Here is a 21,624-nt window from a genome sequence, read left to right on the forward strand (position 1 = left end):
AAATCAGGCGCTCATAGAGAGATCGGGTAATAAAGCAGGTAAAGTCAGGCTACGAATAAACGGGCGGTACAGCCCGGGATCGCCGCAAGCAACGAGTTGTATCTCTTCTGCATCAGGCTGTAAGGCTGCCGTTACCAGCTCTGCCGCCTGCCGGTCATCCAGTGGTACAAACCCCTTACGACGGATAAAGGCCAGCTCATTCTCATCAATGACCATTCCCCCCGCCCACGCTGGCCACCCAATGGCGACGCTATACCCGTTGCGTTGCCCCAGTTGCCGTAGCTTTTGACGCTGCTCTATAAATCCTTCTACGCTACGGTTGGCTAAGGCATAATCTGTACCGCCAACGTGGCCGGTCAGAGCCACCAGAGAGGAACAGGCAACGAAGAAATCCAACGAGTCATGCTGTGTCGCCCTATCAAGGTGGTAAATGCCCTTGAGCTTACCTTCCACTATATTTCGGTAGCCCTCGGCCGTTTTGTTGATCAGTAAAGAAGCAGGCGGTAATCCGGCACAGTGCACAACGCCATTAATCGTGGAGTAGCGCGTTCTGGCATCAGCTAAAGCCCGCTGTATAGCATCGGCGTCAGTGACATCCACCGATTGGTATTCCCAGCCACCTTCCGGCAAAGTGGAACGTAACTCAGGCAAGACGCTATTGGCAGCCGTTCTGCCCAGCAGCAGCACGTTTGCTCCACGCACCATGAGGTAATTGGCAATAAACAGGCCAATGCGCCCTGCACCCCCGCTTATCACATACACACCTGATGGACGTACCTGTACAGTGGAAGAAAGAGGGAGAGCGGCAAGGTATATCAGATCTCGGGTTAGTAGCCGCCCAGATAACAAATCCAACCGACAAGAGGTTGCCCTGTCCAGAGCAGAGATTTGCCGTAAACGTTGGTCAATCTTGCGGTAGTGAGACTCACTCATTTCGCCGTGAACGCCATAGATCTCTAAGGTATTGACGCTATAGCGGGGAAACTCATGGCTCAAGCCTTTAGCGAAACCATCCAGCCCCGTTAGCAAACTACTGGCAGCGTTCTGCGGATCATTAAACCAGACCAGATTGACCACTATCTTCCCCGTCAGACGAGCCTTCACTAACCCTTGCAACAGGAAATAGAGACATTCTAGCCAAGCGGTCACGCTCTCTAACGACCAATTCTGGCGGCTTAGAATAATATTCATCACCCGTTTGCCTTCGGCCGTAGAAAGCGCCTGCAACGCATTTATCCAACTCTGATCGTCTGCTTCCATCCAGGAAAGAGACCAGCTTAAGCCGCGCTGACAGAGGCGCTCTGCCACCTCATCTCCCTGCTGATAGAGAGCCAGTACGGGATAGTTTGCCTGCGGCAGAGCATCGGATTGCTCCTGCCAGCGCTGGGCAAAACGAGTCACTGTACTGGTTGTTGGCGCTGGCGCTTGATTCGTCAGTGGACGACCAACTACGCCCTCCATGACCAACAACGGAGTACCCGCCTGATTGAACGCAGTGAGTGAATAAGAGACCAGAGAAGAACCCATACGCTGATGCTGACGTACACGGACAAACAGATTCTCCGGGAGCGGAGCCAGTATCTTAATTGTGGCAATCGAAAACGGCACGCTGAGCATGTTACTCTGGCTGGCGTGGTGCAACAGCGCAGTTTGCAGCATGCCATCCAGCATCGAGACGGGTAACACTGGATCTAGATAAGGCATTTCCCGTTCTGGCAATCTCAGCTCACTCAACGCTTCATTCGCGGTAAGCCAAATTTTTTGTAATGGTTGTAGGCTTGAGCCAAACGATAAGCCCAATTTCGCCAGCCAGTGATAGCATTCCTCTGCGGTCATGCTCTGAGTAAAGTGTTGTGCTCCCTGCTGCAGACCGTCGATGTTGGCAGCAAATTTTTCGCTCTCCAATGTCGCGCTAAAATGCTTTATTTCTCCACGTCGGGAACTACACTCAACCTGCCAGCGGGTGCCAGACACGACCGTCACTTGGAAAGAGAGGCGCAACGGCATGGCTTCATCCAACTGAATCGGTGTCAGCCAAGTTAATGCATGGATATGTAATATGCCGCGTAGCGATAGATGCTGACTCGCTAGCTGTTCCAGCAACATGACACTCGCTGCCGCTGGCAGAATGGTTACACCATTGACGCAATGATCGCGGATAAAGGGTTGATCATGGGTCAGGTTGATCTGCCAGCAATCCGCAGCTACCTGCTGTAGTTCGCCATCCAGTTTGCCGTAGCGGCTGTTATGTAACACCTCTGGCCAGTGATGTTGAGCGTTAAATGGATAACCCGGCACGGGTAAACGCTGCGGCAGCTCTCTTGGGTAGAGCACAGTCCAGTCTATTTCTTTTCCCTGTAACCAATCGGTAATGCTGGCCTGTTGCGATGCACTCAGTTGAGTGTTGCCACCATAACCGCCCGTTTTCACCTGTCCCGCTTTTTTATCGTTAATAAACGCCCACATCGCCACCAGCAATCCAGAGACGCTATCTGCCATGAATACCTGACGCACGGCAAAGTTTTCTCTAGCAGACTGGTAGGTAAACAACGCATGAGGAACACGCTCTTCGGGCTGCTGCATTAGCCAGTTTATGAGTTGCATAACGTATTGCTCTAGCCGTTCATCATTTCTGGCTGACAGCGGTAACACCAAGGGAACATTAAGCTGCGGCAGGGCAGGTTGCGGATACTCCTCCACAATCACGTAAGCGTTCACGCCACCAAAACCAAATGCGCTGACAGTTGCCGTGCGCCGTATAGCTGCTTCTTTCGGTTCTGGCCAAGGCAAAGGTTGGCGGTTAAGCATGAGTGCCGTACCTGCCAGATCGATTCTTTCGTTAATCTGTTGTAACCCAGCCAAAGGTGGACGTACCCGTTCACGCAGGCACATAACGACTTTCAGCAAACCCGCCATACCTGCGGCAGCTTCGCAGTGCCCTATGTTGGCCTTGACCGAGCCGAGAACAATGCTCTCTGCGGTAAGTGTAGCCCCCTGACTGACTGTAATTTCACCTAAAGCCTGTTTGATCCCTTCTATTTCTATCGGGTCACCCAACTGCGTTCCTGTCCCGTGGGTTTCGATATACCCCAGTCCCCGTATATCTGCTTGATAAGCCTCCCAGGTTTGGCTAATCAGGCTGGCCTGAGCGCTGGTTCTAGGTGCTGTCATAGCACTGGCTTGCCCACCGTGATTCACCGCGCTGCCTTTGATTACCGCGTAGATGAAGTTACCGTCCTTCTGAGCCTGTGCTAGCCGTTTAACCATGACAATGCCCACACCTTCGCTACGAACGTAACCATTTGCCCGGCTGTCAAACGTTTTACAGCGGTTATCCTCAGACAGCACGTTAACCTGTGACAATGCAATCTGCGGCCACGGATCCATTAAAATGCTCATACCGCCAACGATCGCGCTGTGACAGGTGCCATCCAGAATGGCACGGTGTGCGCTATTTAGCGCAACCAATGAACTGGAACAGGTCGTATCAATGACCTCGCTCGGCCCATGCCAGTCAAACCAATAGCTGATTCGGTTACTTAAAAATGTCCGTCCTGTACCCGTTAGCGTATAACTGTCAACCTGATGCCCGGCCTGAATGAGCAGATTGGCATATTCATCTCCGCTGGCACCAATAAATACGCCAATATTTTCTCCGCGCAGATCTTTCGGCCGATAACCTGCATCCTCCAGAGTATGCCACACCCCCTGTAGGACCAAACGATGGCGAGGATCCATAACATCCACTTCGCGAGGTGTCAGGCGGAAAAACTCCGCGTCAAACTGGTCAAATCCCCGAATAAATCCACCCTCATATGCGTAGGTGGTGTTGGATGCTCCGTTTGGGATATCGTAATAGCGGCGCCAGTCCCAGCGGCTAGCGGGGATCGGCTCAATACATTCCTTTCCTGCCAGAATATTTTGCCAAAACGCGTTCAGATCGTCGGCCTGTGGCATACGGCAATGGATACCAATAATAGCCAGCGCCGTATCGTCCGAACCCGTCTCCTCAGATAACAAACTCGGCGTCACCGTTTCATGGGATGATATTTCGTTAGGACGTGCCAAAATCTGATGGCGAGTAACATAGTCAGCCAGCTTGTTCAGCGTGGGCAAATCAAATAGCTGAGTCGGGCTGATATCCTTGCGCAACATATCGCTAAGCTGCGCAGCCAGTAGCGCATAATGTAAAGAGTTAAATCCTATCTGCCCTAGCCCGGTATCAAGATCGAGCTGTTCTGGCTCAATATCCACGATTCCTGCCACTATTCGGGTAAGCTCGCTATGAACTGTATCTCCCTGTAACATCAGTTATTCCCTCCTCATTGTTGTATTGATTGCAGCAACTGTTTGCGATCCACCTTGCCGTTTTCTGTTACCGGAAAGGTGCTCAGTACTTGAATAAGATCCGGTAACATGTAAGCTGGTAGGCTATTGCGCAGTCCGGCTTCATCTGCCCCCTCATTGCCCAGACAAAAAGCTAGCAGCCGCTGCTGACCAGATGCCCTTTGATCAAGAATAATGACAGGATCGATATAGCCATGGCGTTTCATCACTGCAGCGATTTCCCCCTGTTCAACACGGTAGCCCCGCAGTTTCACTTGAGTGTCAGCTCGGCCCAGAAACTCAATATCGCCATTAGGGAAGTAGCGGGCCAGATCGCCAGTGTCGTACATTGTTTGTTCCGGTGTTAACCGATCCGCTACAAACGATTTAGCCGTGATCTCTGGGGAATTGAGGTAGCCTTCACTCAAACACTCTCCGCTGATAAACAAACGCCCCTGCTCCCCGACATCACACGGAGCACCATCCTCACGCAGAATGTAGTAACGACTGTTTGGCATAGGGCGGCCATATGGAATACTGCTCCATTGTGGATCGACGTGTGTCACCGGATAAGAATTGGACCAGACGGTAGCTTCTGTCGCCCCGCCTAAGGCAATCAGATCTGCCGCCGGTAAAACGTCTAAAATGCCCTGTGCCAAACTGAGAGGGATCCAGTCACCGCTGAGAAAAATCAGCCGCAGCGAGACAAGGGGACTTACCGATGGCTTACTGATAAACGGGAAAACCATCTGTAAATAAGCTGGAGCGGAGTTCCAGAAGGTGATCGGTTCATTACATAAAAGGTTGCGAATGGCGAGCGCGTCCAGCCGTTGTTTATTACTCACCAGCCTTAAACTGGCTCCCGTCGCCAGCAAACCAAAGATGTCGAAAATTGACAGGTCAAAACCGATGGCATTGACCCACAGGCCACGATCCTGCGAGGAAAAACCATATTCTTTCTGTAGCCACGTGATCAGATTGGTTACCGGGCGATGTTTTACCATCACGCCCTTTGGCTCCCCTGTGCTGCCGCTGGTAAAAATAACGTAAGCTAAATGACCTGCCTGCGCGCGATCGATAGGGTCACCGCTCTGCCACTGTGCCGTCTTACGCAGCGACTCTACGGAGATTAATTGGCAGCTCTGGTCCTGAAAATCAGCCAGCAATCCGGCATCAGCAATCACACAGTCAGCCTGAGCGCGTGCTAACATTTTTTTCTGCCTTTCGAGCGCATCGTTGTCATTCAGTGGCACAAATACTGCCCCCAGACGCAGGATGGCATACAGGATCGCGACTAATTCCTTTGTACGCCCCATTTTAATAGCGACTATCATTCCCGCACCGATGCCGCTTAGCTGTTGCAACGACCTGGCATAGCGGCAGCTCATGCTGTGTAACTGACGGTAGCTACATGTGCTTTCATCCTCAACAAGTGCCACTGCATCACCATAGCGTGCTACTGCAGCGTCAAACAGTGACACCATTGTGGCTTCACGATCGTAGGCCTGGGGGGACGGATTAAAGCGCAGCAGGGCTGAACGAGTCTCCGGTGAAATCTCAGACTCCCTCATAAGTGCTGATTTAAAACGAGCTAGTGTCCGAGGGAAGTTGACCTCTATCCCTATTTCTGTGGGCCAAGTCCACTCTACACACAAATCGTCGTCCTGAAAATAGGCGATACAATCGAGCAGCACCCCCTGAGTATTGGAATTCACGTAAACAGGCAGCACGTTATTTACCGTTTTGACGTCGTAATTCAGCGCATTGGTAAAGACGAGCGGGAATGCAACGCCAGTCCCCACAGGATGATGGAAACTATAACCGCGGTCACGCATCATCTCAGTGGCTATCTCTTCAGCCTGTTGGGTTCTCTGTTCGGGCGTTAGCACGCAAAAGCTACTGAAATCACCCAGCGCAGAGTGCCATTGGGTATTCAGTTGGCGATGAACATAGTCCACGACCAGCAACGGCATTGGCCTCAGCGCAGGTTCATCCTGTAGCGCTCGGTTTAGCATAGCGATCAGGCAGGCATCCAGCGCTCTCCCTGCCGCGTATTGTTCCAGCACAACGCGGGGAAAGGTGATGATTTGTGTCTGTTTCTCGCTGCCGAACTTTATCCGTTCGGAAGAAGAACAGGCAGAAAGCTTTTCCTGCCAGTACTCCCGTGCACTATCAGCATTGCGAGTACGTGAAAATGCCTGCCGCCGTTGAGCATAGCGGAATACGGCGGTATCGCGTTCAGCAGAAATTTCATGCTTATCGTCTGATAACGTGAGTTGTAGCAGGCGATCACAAAAGCTTATAGTGGCATATCCGTCAAACCAGAGGCATTGGAATCGAATAGCTAAATAGCTCTCCCCCTGCCATTCCAGTAGGAAAACCTGATAACCGGGCCAAACAGCATGTGGTTCATCGGATTTCTGGTTCCAACGCTGCTCCAGCTGCTGGCAGGCTGCAGTTAACGATGTAGCCTCTTGATCCGTTATCACAACCCGTATGACTGGCGGTATTACAGACACCGCATTAGGTGTCACCATTCCTTTGGCCGTCATTAGCGTTGAAAGAATAGGATGCTCCCGATGCATCTGACGCAGTGCTCTCTGCCATTGCTGAACGCTCAGTCTTGACACCGGATAAACGCGCAAAACCCAGGAAGACGGTGCGCCAGGATGTACCATGTGCTGATACAGGTAGTTTGACATCATCGGCGTTAACGGAAAGGACTCAACTCGCGCTGCCAACGGCGGTTGAACAGCTCGTTCAGCCGTGACAGAAAGAGAATGGCTTTCCATAAAATCGACCCATGACTGAAGATAACGCAGTGCTTCTTCACGGTTTAAAGCATGTGTGTCGATATCCCAAGCCAGTTGCAGGCTGTCTCCCAGATCCAGTATGTGGCAGTGGAGCCGTACCCCACTAGTTGCCATGTTTTCATGCACGACGTTATCGTACCAAGACGCTTGAGCACCATAGCGGGTAATACCGGAATAAACGATGGGAAGTACCCCCTGCGTGACTGGGAGAGAGCGTAAAGCTTCCACTGCTGAGACATGATAGTGGCGCAGATCCTGTTCTAACTGATCGTGCAATCGGCTGACATAGCGGGCGAAATCACCGGAAGATGCCTCTGCCAAAAAGAGGCTGATGGAGGTGAATGGCCCTACGACCTGTTCAATATCTGTATGCAACGGCGGACGGTTTTTTAGTGTCATAATCACACCAAATGTCTCCCCCTGCTGATATTGACTGAGCCAGCCCAAGAACAGGAAAAACAGCAGGTTTTGCGGGGAGGTGTGCAACTTCTGACTGGCTTCCTGATAACGTTTCGCTGTCAGGCGGTGAGTAAGCCTGAATACCCGGGAAGCCGAAGTTTCTGCCTGCCCAGGAGGAAGGGCTGCAGGCCGCCAAGCTACACTCAGTTTTTGCTTCCAGTAGCGTAGCGCCAGAGCGTATTCATCCGTTGTTTTATCTGCCTGATGCAGGACAACATCGCGGAAGTCAATCTCCGGTAAAGGCTGGAGAGGCATGTCATGGTATAGCGCATACCATTGAGCCAACAGCAGTTGGGCGCTATGACCATCAATCACGGCCGCATCCATACAAAAATGGACCAGATTCGTCTCGGCATTAACCTGCGTTACCTGAAGTTCATAGCGCGGAAAATCGTCAATACCAAACCGGCGGGTTGCCATTTTTTGGTTCACACTATCCAGATAACTTTCCACATCCTGACCCGTAAGATGTAAGGCCGTCATCGGGATCGTCACAGGAAGAACCTGATGTTCAATCTGCTGTTTGCCTGACTTCAATATCCTTACCGACAGCATGGGGTGTCGCACAACCAGTTGTTGCCAAGTGTGTTGTAGCTTATCAATATTTAAATTAGCAACAGCAAACTCCAGCCAGACGATGCTGCCAATACCATCCAGCCCCTTTTGCGTCATGCGACTGAATGCGTGGCTAGCCTGCAAATCTGTGAGGGGGAAAGGTTGATAGCGGTTATCTGGTGCTGCTTGTAATAAGCAAGATGCGGTAACCGCTGGCGTAATATGAGAATGGCTAAGCTGTGCCAGCAGATCGGCTATACTCGTTTCATTCATCAATGTATACAGATCGACAGACAGGTCAAAATACTGCTGTAGACCTTGTTGCAACGCCAGCATTTTCAGTGAATCGACGCCAGCCTGAGCAAACGTTATCGATTGTTCTAACGACGTTGCCTTTAAGCCAGTCATGTGGCTGATAAACTGCTGAACGGAGTATGACGCTACTGACGCAGAACGCGCCTCAATAACAGGCACACCTTTGTTAACGGCTAACAGTGGACGGTACAGAGAACCGGATTCCTGACTGACAGGCAATGGAACTTTACGGTATTGCTTGCCTGCAACAAATTGTGTTAACAGATCAGATTGGGTAAATGTCGCTATTTTACCTGCTGGCGTACAAATACCGTTGCCCGGATGTTGTTTCTGTTTCAGCTCACTGATAATCTGCTGAAAATGCGCCAAACTATCAGCACTAAAATACCAGCCGATGCGTTCAATTTCACGGTGAGCCAGCGTCCACGCGACATCAAATAACCTCCCTCCATCATCATGTAATGCTTGCTGCAAAGCATCCAGATATTCACTTAACCGTGCTGCTGAAGTTGCAGATATGACAATTTGCCGGCCTATCCGCTCCTCACTGTCGCGAGCGATATCATCGGGCACTGGCACAAACTCAATTAAGCAATGTGCATTAGTACCACTCATGCCAAACGCACTCACAGCGGCTCTACGCGTTGCCTCCGACCATGGAATCGGTGTATCAGGCAACTGGAATGTTTGCAGAAAACCACAATCAATCAAAGGATTAAGCTCGTTGAAGTGTGAGCACGGCGGCTTAATGCCAAATTTAGCGCTGAGCGTCGCCTTTACGACACCAGCAATGCCTGCCGCAGCAGTTAAATGCCCGATGTTGGCTTTCAGCGTTCCTAACACACAGGGCTGGGTTCTCTCTGTGCTGGCAAATACCTGCATAAGCGCGCGGGCTTCTATTGGATCGCCCAAATGGGTTCCAGTACCGTGCGTTTCTACATATCCAACCGTTGCAGGTGAAATACCGGTTTGTTGATACAGGGAAGCGAGTAAGTCTGCCTGTGCCTTGCCATTCGGGGCAGTAACAGAGGTAGAGTGCCCATCATGGTTAACCACGCTGCCTTTGATAACCCCCCAAATATGATCCCCCTGCTGCCGCGCTGCATAGAGAGGTTTCAGTAGCAGCAACGCCCCGCCTTCACCGTGGACAAAACCATCAGCCTGTGCGTCAAACGGTCGGCATTTGCCACGAGGTGAAAATACGTTTAACTGGCTGGTTTGTAGATAAAATTCAGGATGCAGAGTGAGTGAAATACCCCCGCATATTGCCATGCTGCTTTCACCACTCCGTAAACTTTGACAGGCGAGATGCAGTGCCACCAGAGAAGAAGAACAGGCGGTATCGACGACCATAGCAGCACCATGAGTCCCTAGATAGTGCGCTAAACGCCCAGCCAGCATTGCGTTATCCGTTCCTAGGAACGCGTTAGGTCCTTGATGGATGCCCGCATCACGCAATACCTGATGGTAAAAAGAGTCCCGAAGTCCCAGAAAAATTCCTACTGCATGGCCTTTCAACGCTGCACGGCTATAACTGGCGTCTTCCATCAGCATTCGCAGTAAGGCAAAGCAGCGCCGGTGTTGGGGATCTAATCCCAAAGCTTCATCGTCGGTAAAACCGTAGCGATTAGCATCAAATTGCCAGGCATTATCCAAGAATGCCCCCCATTTACTCCGCGAGGCAACTCCATCAGGAGAGTAAAAACTCTCGTCTAGCAACCAGCGTTCTGCGGGAATTTCACTAATTTCATCCGCTGCCGCCAATATTTTGTGCCAAAACTGTGTGATTGAATCTGCGCCGGGAAACTGCCCTGCCATACCGATAATGGCAATATCATCATCAACTGCGGGCGATAACTGCTCAGGATGCATGGATTTAGCTGCATGGCTGGCAAGAAGAGTCTCGATATCAGGCGCGTTATAGAGATCGATGGCAGAAAACTCAGGGCCAAACAGTGGTTTCATAGCCGTGGCTAACGCCACGATTGAGATTGAATCAACCCCCATTGCTGTCCAAGTTGCCCGCTGCTGCTGGGCCAGAGGATAGCCCAAAACATGTTCAATGCAGTCCAGCACACGCTGCTCGACAGTTGTGTTACCCAGCTGTTGTGGCTTAGTCTGCCTGTTCAGCGTCTCTGCTAACGCCCGCCGATCTACTTTACCGTTGCTCAATCTGGGCAATGTTTCGATCGGCTGAATGTGATGTGGCAGCATAAATGCCGGTACGCGTTGCTGTAGCAGCTCTCTTATCTTCTGGTGCTGAGGATCGGCAAGCGAATTCGCGGTGACCACCCAAGCATAGAGATGATCATAGCCAGTAGGGGTTTTGTCATACAATACAACGGCATCTTTTACTTCTGGCAACCGTTTAAGCTCATTCTCGACGGCACTCAGATCCAGCGATTGACCATTAATTTTGACACGGTCATCTTTCCTGCCTTTCAGAAGAAACTCACCGTTAGGCAACTTTACGCCCAGATCGCCAGTACGGTATACACGTACTGGCTGCTGATCGATGTTGATAGTGGGAAACGCACGGGCTGTCCGCTGCTCTTGCCGGTGATAACTTAAAGCAACACCGATGCCGCTGACGCAAATTTCTCCTACTTCGCCGTCAGCAACCTCCTGCAACAGGTCATCACACAGCGTCACCCGTAAATTCTTAATCGCTCTAAACGTTAATGCTTCTCCCGCCTGCCTGATACTTGCTGCAATAGTATTAACTTCTGTGGCACCGTAATCCTCTATAATCCGGCAGTCGGGGAACAATTGTTGGCACTGTTCAATCAACGAAGCATCATAAATTTCTCCTCCCAGTGTGATGAGCTCCAGTGCACATTCAGATCGCTGTAATGGTCTGTCGCAGGCCGTAAGCAACAAGCGTAATAGCGATGGAGTGAGCGTGATCCAATTAACACGACGTTGAACAAGAAAATCTTTTAAAGAGTGTGGATCGCTAAGCAATGCGTGAGGAAGCATGATGGTGGGCTGCCCCAGTAACAGTGCCCCCAATAGCTCCCACATGGATGGCATAACACTGATATATGAACGGGATGCCGCAATAGTGGGAGCATGCTGCTCTAGCTCAGACCACATCCACGCTAAACGATTAAGTACCTGATGCTGAGCGTGGAGTACGCCTTTAGGTTCCCCTGTTGACCCTGAGGTAAACATCAGGATCGCCGGAGCAGAAATATTTCCCTCATTTAAGGGTTGATATTGAAACTGGCTAACAGCCTCAATGTCATGGGCGGATAGCACCGTGGAATTCGCCGCCCAAGCAGGCACTTTGCCATCTTCCGTATCGTGAAGAATCAAGCGCACATCGGCATATTCCGCTAACCGACGAAGATAATCCGCAGGCCAAGTGGGTTCTAGCGGGGTGTAAACGTATCCGCAGTGCCAAATCGCAAACATGCTGGCAAATAATAGGGGGGATTTATTACAATTCACTCCAATATGCGATCCAGGAGGTAATCCTGCCTGCTCAATTTTTACAATGACTTTTTGGATAAGCAAAGCAATTTCATTATATGTCGCTTTATTTTGTGCCTTATTACCATAATAAATTGCCACTTCCCGAGAGAATATCTGAGTTACTTTTTCAAATAACGCAGGCAAGGAAAGTCCTTTATTTATCGCATTCAATCCATTCTCTAAAATAATATTATTATGCAACTCACTGGACATAGAATTTCCTCAGGAGCAACCCTGACCTAATAAGACCATTAATGATTAATAAATAGTAAAACCCAATGCTGCACATTTATTTGAAATGTGCAGAGAATTTATATTAAAAATAATTTTGCAATGATTTAATTTAGCTGAGCTGTAACCTCTACATTACCGCTTAGTGCAATACTAATCATACACCCTTTTTCAGCTTGTTTAATATATTTATCCACAGTTTCACGCGGTAAATCATGAGAGGATTGAATAGAAACAAAATGTCTAATTTCTTTTAATTTAGGTCCCATTGAAGTAATGGAAAAATCAGCTTCACTATTAACACTAATATTTTCATACTCTATTTTATTAAATTGAAAAATAGCACTCAATGTAATAATAAAGCAAGAAGTCGAAGCGCCGACAATTAAATCTTCTGGGTTGGTTCCTTTCCCCAATCCACCTAAATCCTGCGGAACTGAAATAATGCTCGCTAAGCTCCCCACATTTAACATTCCCTTGCCGGTAGCCAGGGTTCCTTGCCAATTACCTTCTGCGTGAAAAGTTTGAATCTGCACTCTTTTATCTCCTAATTGATTCAGTTAGCGCTCGTATGCTGCCGTAACTTAGCCAATAATGGCATTCGCCGCATTTCGTCGCGCAGTTGCCTTTTGAGCACCTTACCGGTTATTCCTTTCGGGATATCCCTGTGCTGCAAAAGAACCAGTTGGGATAATTCAACCAATTTTCTATCCGTCAAACACTGGTTGATACGTTGTAGTAAAGCCTCTTCATCTATTACTTCAGCCTGTGGCTGTACAACGGCAAATAGCACTGGCTGAGCAAATTTAGAATCAAAAGACTCTCCCACAATAGAACAATCTTCCAGTTCTGCAAAATTCGATAAAATAATTTCTTCACTCAGCAGGCTATAACAGGGACCGCCAGAGGTCATCACTACGTCAGAAATGCGATCAACGTGGAAGACCAACCCATTCTCATCTTGGTAAGCCAAGTCACCTGTTAGCCAGTACCCTTTAATTCGGCTCTGGTAAGTTAACGCTGAATTGTTCCAATACCCCGGCGTAATACTGGGAGATTTAATGCCTAAACAACCAACTTCACCTGCTGTGGCTTCACTCCCGTCAGCTCGAAAAATGCGTACCTGCACCCATTCTTGTGGTAGGCCAACACATCGGCCATAGTTGTTTGTATAGGGCGTATGGATAATTCGGATGCTGATGTGCCCCATTTCTGAGGAACCCAGCCCGTCGACAAACTGCGATCCTTCCACTCGGACCTTTCCCCTATAGTGCCATCCCTGACGAACCAAACGGCGGATGTGTGGTTCATGCGCTGCATCACCGCTGTTTATCCACGTGTTCACCGAAGAAAAATCACAACGTTCTGCATAGTTTGTCGCCAGCTCTACATAAGTTTGAGGGAAAGCTACCACGGTGGAGGGGTGCCATTTCTCGATTAATTCCGCGACATTCTGCCCCTCTCGTGAACAAGCCATAACGATTTTGCTGCCACTCAACGCACAGTGGATAAGAAAGGCAATAGATGAATTATGTGATGACGGTAGCGCATTCAGATAATAGTCGTTGCCTTGCGCCTGAGGCTTGTTCAATAAGTCGCGTATACCGTGAAACCACTGTTGATGAGCCAGGATCACAGCCTTCGGTGTCCCTGTTGTCCCAGAACTGTGCGTGATCATGATAGGAGAATCGGCTTCATGCTGATAAAAATCGGCTTCTTTCAGCAATTCCGACGCTAAAGAGACTTTTTCAATCATCACCACCTCAATCCGCTTTTTTAGATGATTTTTCAGGACACTTCCCTGCTTTCCTGCTGAGACAACGAGGCACGCTCCAATATTAGAAAAGTGTGCGCCTGCGGTAGCGATAGGCATTGCTCCGTTAGTCAACGCGGGTACGGCTCCGAGCGCATTTAAAGCGGCATAATGTAGAATGTAATTAATGCCATCACCACAGTAAACCCCAACCACATCAAAAGGTTTGACGCCTCTGGCCTGATACCAACGAGCCCAGCGGAGAGCCAATTGATAAAGCTGTTGAATGGTTAACTGATAGACGTGTTCCTCAGCCGCGATTTGTGTTCCCTCAGGGATAATGATGCTTGCCTCGTCGTTTGCAGAATAAAAAGCCTGCGCAATAGGCAAGAAATTACCCGCGCCCAACGTTGGATTTAGCTGTAAAGATTTTCGTTGTTCATCGGTCATAATTGTCGTCATTACTATCCCCTTAGAAAACCCCATTCAGAGAATAAGCTTCCTGCGTGGATAGCACTTGTTGCAGCCGATTCAAAAGCTGTGCCGGATTCTCACTCTGGAAAACATTGCGCCCGATGCACAATCCCTGCGCTTTTGCTGCCATAATGACAGAGGTAAAATCAACGATTTCATCATCACTGCTCCGCTCTCCCCCGGCAAACAGTAAGTTAATATCCTGAGTGAGACCGTCAGTAATCTCGAACAACAGTTCTGATCTGGCTGGTTTACGCAATTTAAGTGCCGTTACCCCCATTTCACTAAAAGTTCGGATATATTTTCGGTGACGTGTCACGTACTCTTTATCACTCAAATCCGACTCAATTAAACTGAACATCACTAATACTGGTATACCACGGGGTATGGTGTGTTGCATAACCTGACCGAGTTGGATCAAATTCTGGGCTGTATTATGCTGACTAAAGGGTAAATCTAAGCTAATAGCATCGGCACCTAACTGCATAGCAAGATCTGCATTTGACAGCAGTGGCTTAAAACTTGCGTCTTGGGCTAGGTGACTATTACCATTAATTTGTAAACACACAGCTGTACCGAGTAACAAATTATGCTTAACAAGGTGATATAAGAAACCTGGGTGAACGACGATACCATCAATATGTGAGCTATTTATCCAGCTCTCAACGGCAGAGAAGTTATTTATTCCCGCCATTGGCCCACTAGTTAAACCATGATCTATTGGAATAATTAACGAGCGACCATTTTTTTTATTAACAAACTTCGACCAGCGATGAGTTATACCAGTATTCATGACATTTCCTTATTGGCTGATTGATAGCTGAGTAACCATTATAAAGAGGGGACGTTATATCCCTTCATTCTCTCTTTTCATTTATTATCACAAATCTGAAATTCCTTCGAAATGGTGAAAATTTTGTTTCAGAAAATTCACCCTTCCTTGTTTAATTTAATTTAATTAGCATCAAAATAATTAATTAATCAATCAATCAATCAATCAATCAATCAATCAATCAATCACAACCAAATAATCACAATGAGTTAATGTAAAGGCAACAATTGATGGCAGAAAGTTACAGTAACTCAATGGATACAATTAATTTTAAATAAAAACACACCTGTCTATAAACATAACAAAATGTGGATTGTTGAATTATGAAATTTGGTAATAGAAATGATATATTTGATCTGGCTTGGGAATTTTTAAGGCGTAATGATAAATATATCGAAGATTGGGATAGAGTGAAAAAAACACATCCCAAAATAGGTAACCAAGAATACTATTTAATACAACATCCTATTGATAAAGTCGCAGAAAAAAAATGGGGATTATTAAAATATGCAGACCCCAAAAATACAATTCCTGCCTATATATTTTGGTCTCCAAAATACAGCGAGAAATGGATTAATGCCTTTATTGTACAAGCCTCAAGTAACAATAATAGTGCAATAAATTTATTTATAGACAACAGCATTAGCTATGTAGTGATGAAATCATTAGATAATAAACATTGCATAAAAATATCAAGGGGAAATAAATATTTTCAGTTTTTTGTTGAAAATTATAGTCATGAGAAAAATATTAGTTTAATGCTATTCTTTCCTCTTTGTACAAAGTTAAAAAACGTAAAATCAAAAATATCCGAAATTGAAGAAATATTAAACAGTAAGTCAAGTGAGAAAAACATTGACTATTCTAAATTAGACCTGTTAGATATTCTTGATTATCAAAAAAAAGGAGCCTCACAGAGAGAATTAGCTAGTTTAATATTTAAAGATATTCCTGTCGAAAATGTATGGAATCCAGACAGTTCCATCCGTTCAAATATTAGATACAGAATAAAGAAGGCACAAAATATGGTTGAAAAAGGTTATTTAAAACTTATTTGCTAATGTAACACTCACAGAGTGAGAGCATGAAAGATCATTTATTATCCATCGATTAAAGTGGTCGCTTTTATGAACAAAATGAGGTTGGAAATCACCCAATCCAAGCTGCTATCTTGAACAGAATAATGAGCATTTTATCGACACTGTTTGAGTATGACTCTATTGAAGTGGCACACTGATTTTGGTCACCGTCATAGAGGTGATATTCTCACCTCAACAATTAAACAGGTAACACGATGAAAAGAAGTTTCAGCCCCGAATTTAAATTAGAGTCAGCTCAGTTAGTGCCTGACCAAAACTACAGTATTGCAGAAGCCGCCAGGGCCATGAATGTCAGCAAATCTGCCCTAGGTAGCTGGGTTCGCCAATTGAGGCTGGAGCGGCAAGGCTTATCCCCTAAAGCCCTGCCTATCACGCCGGAGCAAATTGAAATACGTGAGCTGAAAAATAAACTGCAACGTGTTGAAAAAGAGAATGAAATATAAAAAAACTTCAGCACTCTTGATGTCGGACTACCTGAACAGTACTCGTTAATCGAGCAAATTAGAGTGCATTAGTGTGATCGAAAAAGCCTATAAGTTGATGTAACTGACAGGTAGTACCGACTCTCTGTGAACCTGATAAACTGTTTAGTCTGCCACGACTGTTGGGCTAATGAGGGCAGAGAGTGCGGATTTTCATCAGGGCTCCTGGAAGCCGAATATATGCTTGCGACTACTTTTGTCAGAAAATTGATTTACCTGCTTGAATTAAATCGGTGTCCATATATACAGTTTAGATTTTCGAAAGCGGGTACTGGCATACAAAGACAAGCATTCGTTGACTTTCGAACAAACGAGTGCCCATTTTGACATTTCTATGCGTACCTTATTTCGGTGGAGTCATAAAATAGAGCCTTGTATGACCCGTGATAAACCGCCCACGAAAATCAGTGATGAGGCGCTCATTATGGATGTCCAAAATTACCCCGATGACTATCAATGGGAAAGGGCAAAACGCTTAGGCGTTGCACAGTCTGCTATCCATTACGCCTTGAAACGGCTGAAGATTACTGTCAAAAAAAACACTAAGACATCCCAACGCTGATGCCCGGATTCGTCAGGCATTTGTCGAGCGCATTCACCATTATGAACAGGTGGGAAAACCGATTGTTTATCTGGATGAAAGCGGCTTTGCGCAGTCTATGCCCCGTACACACGGCTATTCGACAAAAGGATGGCGCTGCTTCGGTACACACGATTGGCAGGCCAGAGGTCGATTAATGTCATTGGCGCCATCCTCAAAATGACCTTCGTGACCTTAAGCTTGTTTTCTGGAAACATTAATGCGGATGTCTTTCATGCCTGGATGACACAAGATTTGCTGCCAAAGCTCCCAGGCGGGGCCGTGATTGTGATGGATAATGCCCCATTCCATAAACGACATGACACGATAAAAGCGATAGCAGACCACGGTTGCCTGTTGGAATGGTTACCCCCTTACAGCCCGGATTTGAATCCCATCGAACCCAAATGGGCTGAAGTAAAGGCAATAAGAAGAAGAGAAAGGTGTTCAATTGATGAGCTATTTAGGGTACATGTTGACTATGCCTGATTATATTGATTCTGCTATATCCGACGACCAAGAATGAATAAAGGTCTGAAGGCCGATAAGGAGCAGGTGTGCATATATCCATCATGGCTCAGCAGAAAATAACCTGCAAACACAGAAGCCGAATGTACGAACGCAGTTATGACCGTCATTCAACGAACTTATCTTGCACATAAGCGGGAGTTCATGTACGGATATAGAGCTGCAACCTACCGTCGATGTCAGGGTTATTTTTGCCTTGCAAACAGGATGCGTTCATATAGGTGACCATAGATTTAACCTTTCATATGGAAAATAAACCTGTTCCATAAAGCCCCTCCGGTTATCAACCTTGTTAATGCGGGCTACCCGTACAGCCGGTGCCAGAGATACTGTTCGATATACTGAGGATGAATGGCTGTTGCAAAATCTGTCTTACTGGCTCATGGCCAAAGTGGCTACTGTCATCCAGCCATCCGGTACTACACTATGCAACGATTTTAAAAGCAAACCTAACATACAAGTTGATCATTAATGCTGGGTTGTCCATCGCGCTGGAAAACGCATTCAATGTTCAGTTCTTGCTGAAACTGTGTGGGGACACAGATCTGTCAGGAGCCGGATGCGGTAATTCTGCAAGTCCGGTTCTGAGGAGGGGCCTACCTGGGTGACTGGGTAGTCCTACTCAATCAGGACCCCAATAAATGAGAGTATAAAAAAATTTGTATTGGCAACAGACTATAACGACGGCTAATTTTTTTAACTACTCCAACTGCTGCTCACTGCTTGCAAGCGTTAGAACGGATGGCAAATCACTCTGCGGGTGAGCTCTCAATAGTTGATAAGCAATCCCTCCTACTCCAGTCATCAATCCTGGCTGGAAAGAATCAGATGCTATATCACATTGTGGGCCATGCTGCTCCAGAGCAGCTAGCCAGTTTGCCAACAAAGCCTCTCTACTCATATTCACAGGTCCCAGCCCTCGAGCAATTGCTTCATCCAGTAGCTCCCATGCAGAGGCATCACCATGGCAAATGCAACTATCACATCCTAGGCCATTACATTGTACCGCAGACGTGGCACGATGCAGTTGCACCCGCGTCAACTCTTTCTTGATAAACGGATCAAGATCTAAATGGGCTAGGCCGATCCCCACAGCACCATGGCACCACATCGTTGCTGTTTTACCGGCATTACCGCGCAGATCCAACCAATTTTTCTCTTGAGGATCAAATAAGCTTTCTTCAAAAGCAAAGGCTGCCTCAGCAAGTTCGCGATAAGATGAACCACCGCCAGCTTGTGCTAACTTAGAGAGTGACCATCCAATACCTGTAGCGCCATGCGAGAAGCCGCCAAGTCCATTAACCCAAATTGGATGAGGCCAATAAGCTTTCTTCCCATCCCAGAGTGCATTGGCTTGTAACTTATCGCCTAGTTCTCTAGCTATAGCTAGATATGATATATCTCTTGTTCGCTTGGCTAAAGCTAGTAAAGGTGGAATGGCTCCAGCAATGCCATAAAGGACGTCATTTACCTCGCTCTCAGCTACCGATTGTGGAAGTAGTTTTGCTAATGCTTGAGCACGAGCTACCCCCTCGCCGTGAAGATTACCTAAAATGTCAAGAGTCAACCATGTCCAGATTTGTCCTCCTAAACCCGTGTACGCGCCTGGAGGTAAAGAACGTATCTTGATGTGATCTGCCCGTATTTGCTCGTGTTTCGTTTCAGCTTTACGCAATGTGAAAAGAATAGCTTCCAACAGGCTATCTAGTCCTTCGACATGATCTGTACGACCAGCACGCGTTTCATAAAGATAGGCCGCTACTACCAACCCAACACCAGAAAGACCACTATATAGATCATGCTCCAGTGGACGTATTGACCAGCCAATATTTGGATTGAGGCAAGGTGCAATCCAAATTACGCTACCATCTTCTCCATAGATTGCATGCTTGAGAAAGTCTCGCATGATTATGCTAAGTCTTAAACGTCGGCGTAGATCTACATCATCTGTCTGAGTCAGAGAAGGCCAGCAAGATGGGCGGTTGGGCATACCACCATCATTAATATAGGCACTGACAAGAGTAGCGTGAATGATCTGTCGCTCTCTCTGCAAATCAGCAGCGCGCCAATGATTCAAAGTCGCATCGATCAAATTCGAAGAAGATAACCAGCGGGTACCACCAGGTCCATTCAGTTGCCCGAATTTCACTACCATTGAAAAGTAGGGAATATCACCTACTTTCAGGTCTGTGATTTCGGCATTGATCACTGTTCTGTCGCTTGGCGCTATGGATGAATTTATGGCCATACGTGACAACAGGTCAAACACACGCTCAGTGGCATCTATTTCATTATGCAGAGACACTGGATGCCACAACATGCGAGCTAACTCAGCATAAGATTCCGTAGGGCGCACTACAACTCGTACTTTACAGTTGGCAAAACTCTCAAGTTTGCTGCGCAAAACACCTGAGTGGTCCAGATAACGTAGGGTGTGGTTAATATTGTCAAACGCATCCAGTAATTGCGGCCAATAATTCTTTAGGAGAGGTTGGGGACTTGGATGATTCAGTGCTACTGGTGCGGGAACCATTATTGTATCCAAATAGGCTTGATCTGTTCCTGCTTGTAAAATCACAGGCTGCTGTATCAATGGTTGCTGTTTCGGCAGTGCCCCAACCGAAGATATGTCGATGCCACGCCACCCAAGTCCAGTGTTTCTTCTTGGTAGAATACCTGTGCTAAGTACGGTGCCTGAAATCCATTCTGTTGCACGATCCATAGCCTGTCCGTAGCCAGAAGGAACGACAGGTAATTTAGGCGTAAATAAGGTTTCACAATCAATCACAATAGGGTGGGAACCTCGAGCAATGATATTTTGTGCATGTATATCGGTACCGCCAAGTACACGTAATACCCCCAACCATTGACCTATCCCTCGATAAAAACCGCATAACTCTTCTTCGTTAGCTGCATAACGCTGGGTGACAAATTCTGCCCAACCATGTCCATCAAATACCAATGTACGAGGTACAAGTGCGGTGATGGGTTCCTTATGTACTGAGGAAAGGAAGTGAAGAAAGTCAGCAAGTAGAACATCAACCATCATTGAACGCGGCTTGTAGACTATCGTCCCTCCTTCACAAGTCACTTTGACCACTGTTCGTCCTTGATGACTATCTCCTTCATCAAAACTCAACCCCAGAAGGGACCCAGTTTTATCCCCGCACAAGATGCCCAAGTCAGTACGATCGCTTGCCCAATGTGTGGCAAAATCAACTATTGCCATGCAACGATTGCTAAGGAGACTCTCAATACGAGTTAACAAATTTGGATAGTGTTGCTGTAATGCCAACCAGAAATCTGGTTGTGAAGAAATCTCAATGAAGTGTTCCCAACGTTGTGTACTATTATCTCCCTGTAAACGCCCTTCCTGACGAGCAATATGTAACTCCAAGAGAAGTGTACGGATTAAATGTTCATGTAGGGTAGATAGCAGAGTGGTATATGCAGTATGGGAAATAATTTCTCGTTCTTTTTCTTCTAGTTTTGGAATGTCTCGAATCCGATTAACTAACAGGGTGAGATCTCATATATTTAGTAAGGTTATTTAGGTTAAATAAAGACCAGAATATAACTTCTTATAGCTCTTTCTCTCATTAAAACGATAAGATCACGCTATTCCATAAAAATAGCGATCGTAATAATGAGTATTTTTAACTTTATCAGTAAGATCGATGACCCGCGTTCTGATATCAA

General features: G+C 47.1%; 9 protein-coding genes and 1 pseudogene. 4 read left to right on the forward strand and 6 right to left on the reverse strand.

All coding sequences use genetic code 11. From position 1 onward, the window contains the following. Positions 1-3 precede the first annotated feature (3 nt). From Xenpb_RS16915 to Xenpb_RS16935, 5 genes are all read right to left on the reverse strand, one after another. Positions 4-4,308, reverse strand: a complete 4,305-nt coding sequence (locus tag Xenpb_RS16915; protein ID WP_187655392.1) for an SDR family NAD(P)-dependent oxidoreductase — start codon at positions 4,306-4,308, stop codon at positions 4-6. Positions 4,309-4,322: 14 nt separating this feature from the next. Further along, positions 4,323-12,158 (reverse strand): non-ribosomal peptide synthetase, encoded by a 7,836-nt coding sequence (locus tag Xenpb_RS16920; RefSeq protein WP_187655393.1) that lies wholly within the window; start codon positions 12,156-12,158, stop codon positions 4,323-4,325. A gap of 125 nt (positions 12,159-12,283) precedes the next feature. Next, on the reverse strand, positions 12,284-12,712 hold the full coding sequence (locus Xenpb_RS16925; RefSeq protein ID WP_187655394.1) for an OsmC family protein: 429 nt from the start codon (positions 12,710-12,712) through the stop codon (positions 12,284-12,286). Between the two features lie 20 nt (positions 12,713-12,732). Further along, positions 12,733-14,391: a class I adenylate-forming enzyme family protein gene (locus tag Xenpb_RS16930; protein ID WP_187655395.1), complete on the reverse strand. Its 1,659-nt coding sequence runs from the start codon at positions 14,389-14,391 to the stop codon at positions 12,733-12,735. Positions 14,392-14,401: 10 nt separating this feature from the next. After that, positions 14,402-15,196, reverse strand: coding sequence for a class I fructose-bisphosphate aldolase (locus tag Xenpb_RS16935; RefSeq protein WP_047680461.1), 795 nt, complete (start codon positions 15,194-15,196; stop codon positions 14,402-14,404). A gap of 362 nt (positions 15,197-15,558) precedes the next feature. On the opposite strand from Xenpb_RS16935, the gene Xenpb_RS16940 reads away from it, so the two are divergent. The 4 genes and pseudogenes from Xenpb_RS16940 to Xenpb_RS16955 all read left to right on the forward strand — a co-directional run bounded on the left by Xenpb_RS16940 (position 15,559) and on the right by Xenpb_RS16955 (position 17,886). Beyond that, the gene (locus tag Xenpb_RS16940; RefSeq protein ID WP_187655396.1) at positions 15,559-16,296 is read left to right on the forward strand and encodes a DUF2285 domain-containing protein; all 738 of its coding nucleotides are present in this window, start codon (positions 15,559-15,561) and stop codon (positions 16,294-16,296) included. 233 nt (positions 16,297-16,529) lie between these two features. Beyond that, positions 16,530-16,841: pseudogene (locus Xenpb_RS16945) on the forward strand (transposase); the annotation flags it as partial. Positions 16,842-17,058: 217 nt separating this feature from the next. Beyond that, a complete protein-coding gene (locus Xenpb_RS16950; protein ID WP_187655398.1) occupies positions 17,059-17,379 on the forward strand; it encodes an IS630 transposase-related protein in 321 nt (106 codons plus the stop codon). 198 nt (positions 17,380-17,577) lie between these two features. After that, positions 17,578-17,886 carry a transposase gene (locus Xenpb_RS16955; RefSeq protein ID WP_255523173.1) on the forward strand — a complete coding sequence of 103 codons (309 nt, stop codon included), beginning with the start codon at positions 17,578-17,580 and terminating at the stop codon, positions 17,884-17,886. A 739-nt stretch (positions 17,887-18,625) separates the two neighbouring features. Here Xenpb_RS16955 and Xenpb_RS16960 read toward each other — a convergent pair. Beyond that, positions 18,626-21,445, reverse strand: coding sequence for a type 2 lanthipeptide synthetase LanM family protein (locus Xenpb_RS16960; protein ID WP_187655399.1), 2,820 nt, complete (start codon positions 21,443-21,445; stop codon positions 18,626-18,628). Positions 21,446-21,624 lie beyond the last annotated feature (179 nt).

The organism is Xenorhabdus sp. PB62.4 (assembly GCF_014467285.1).
Lineage (GTDB): Bacteria > Pseudomonadota > Gammaproteobacteria > Enterobacterales > Enterobacteriaceae > Xenorhabdus.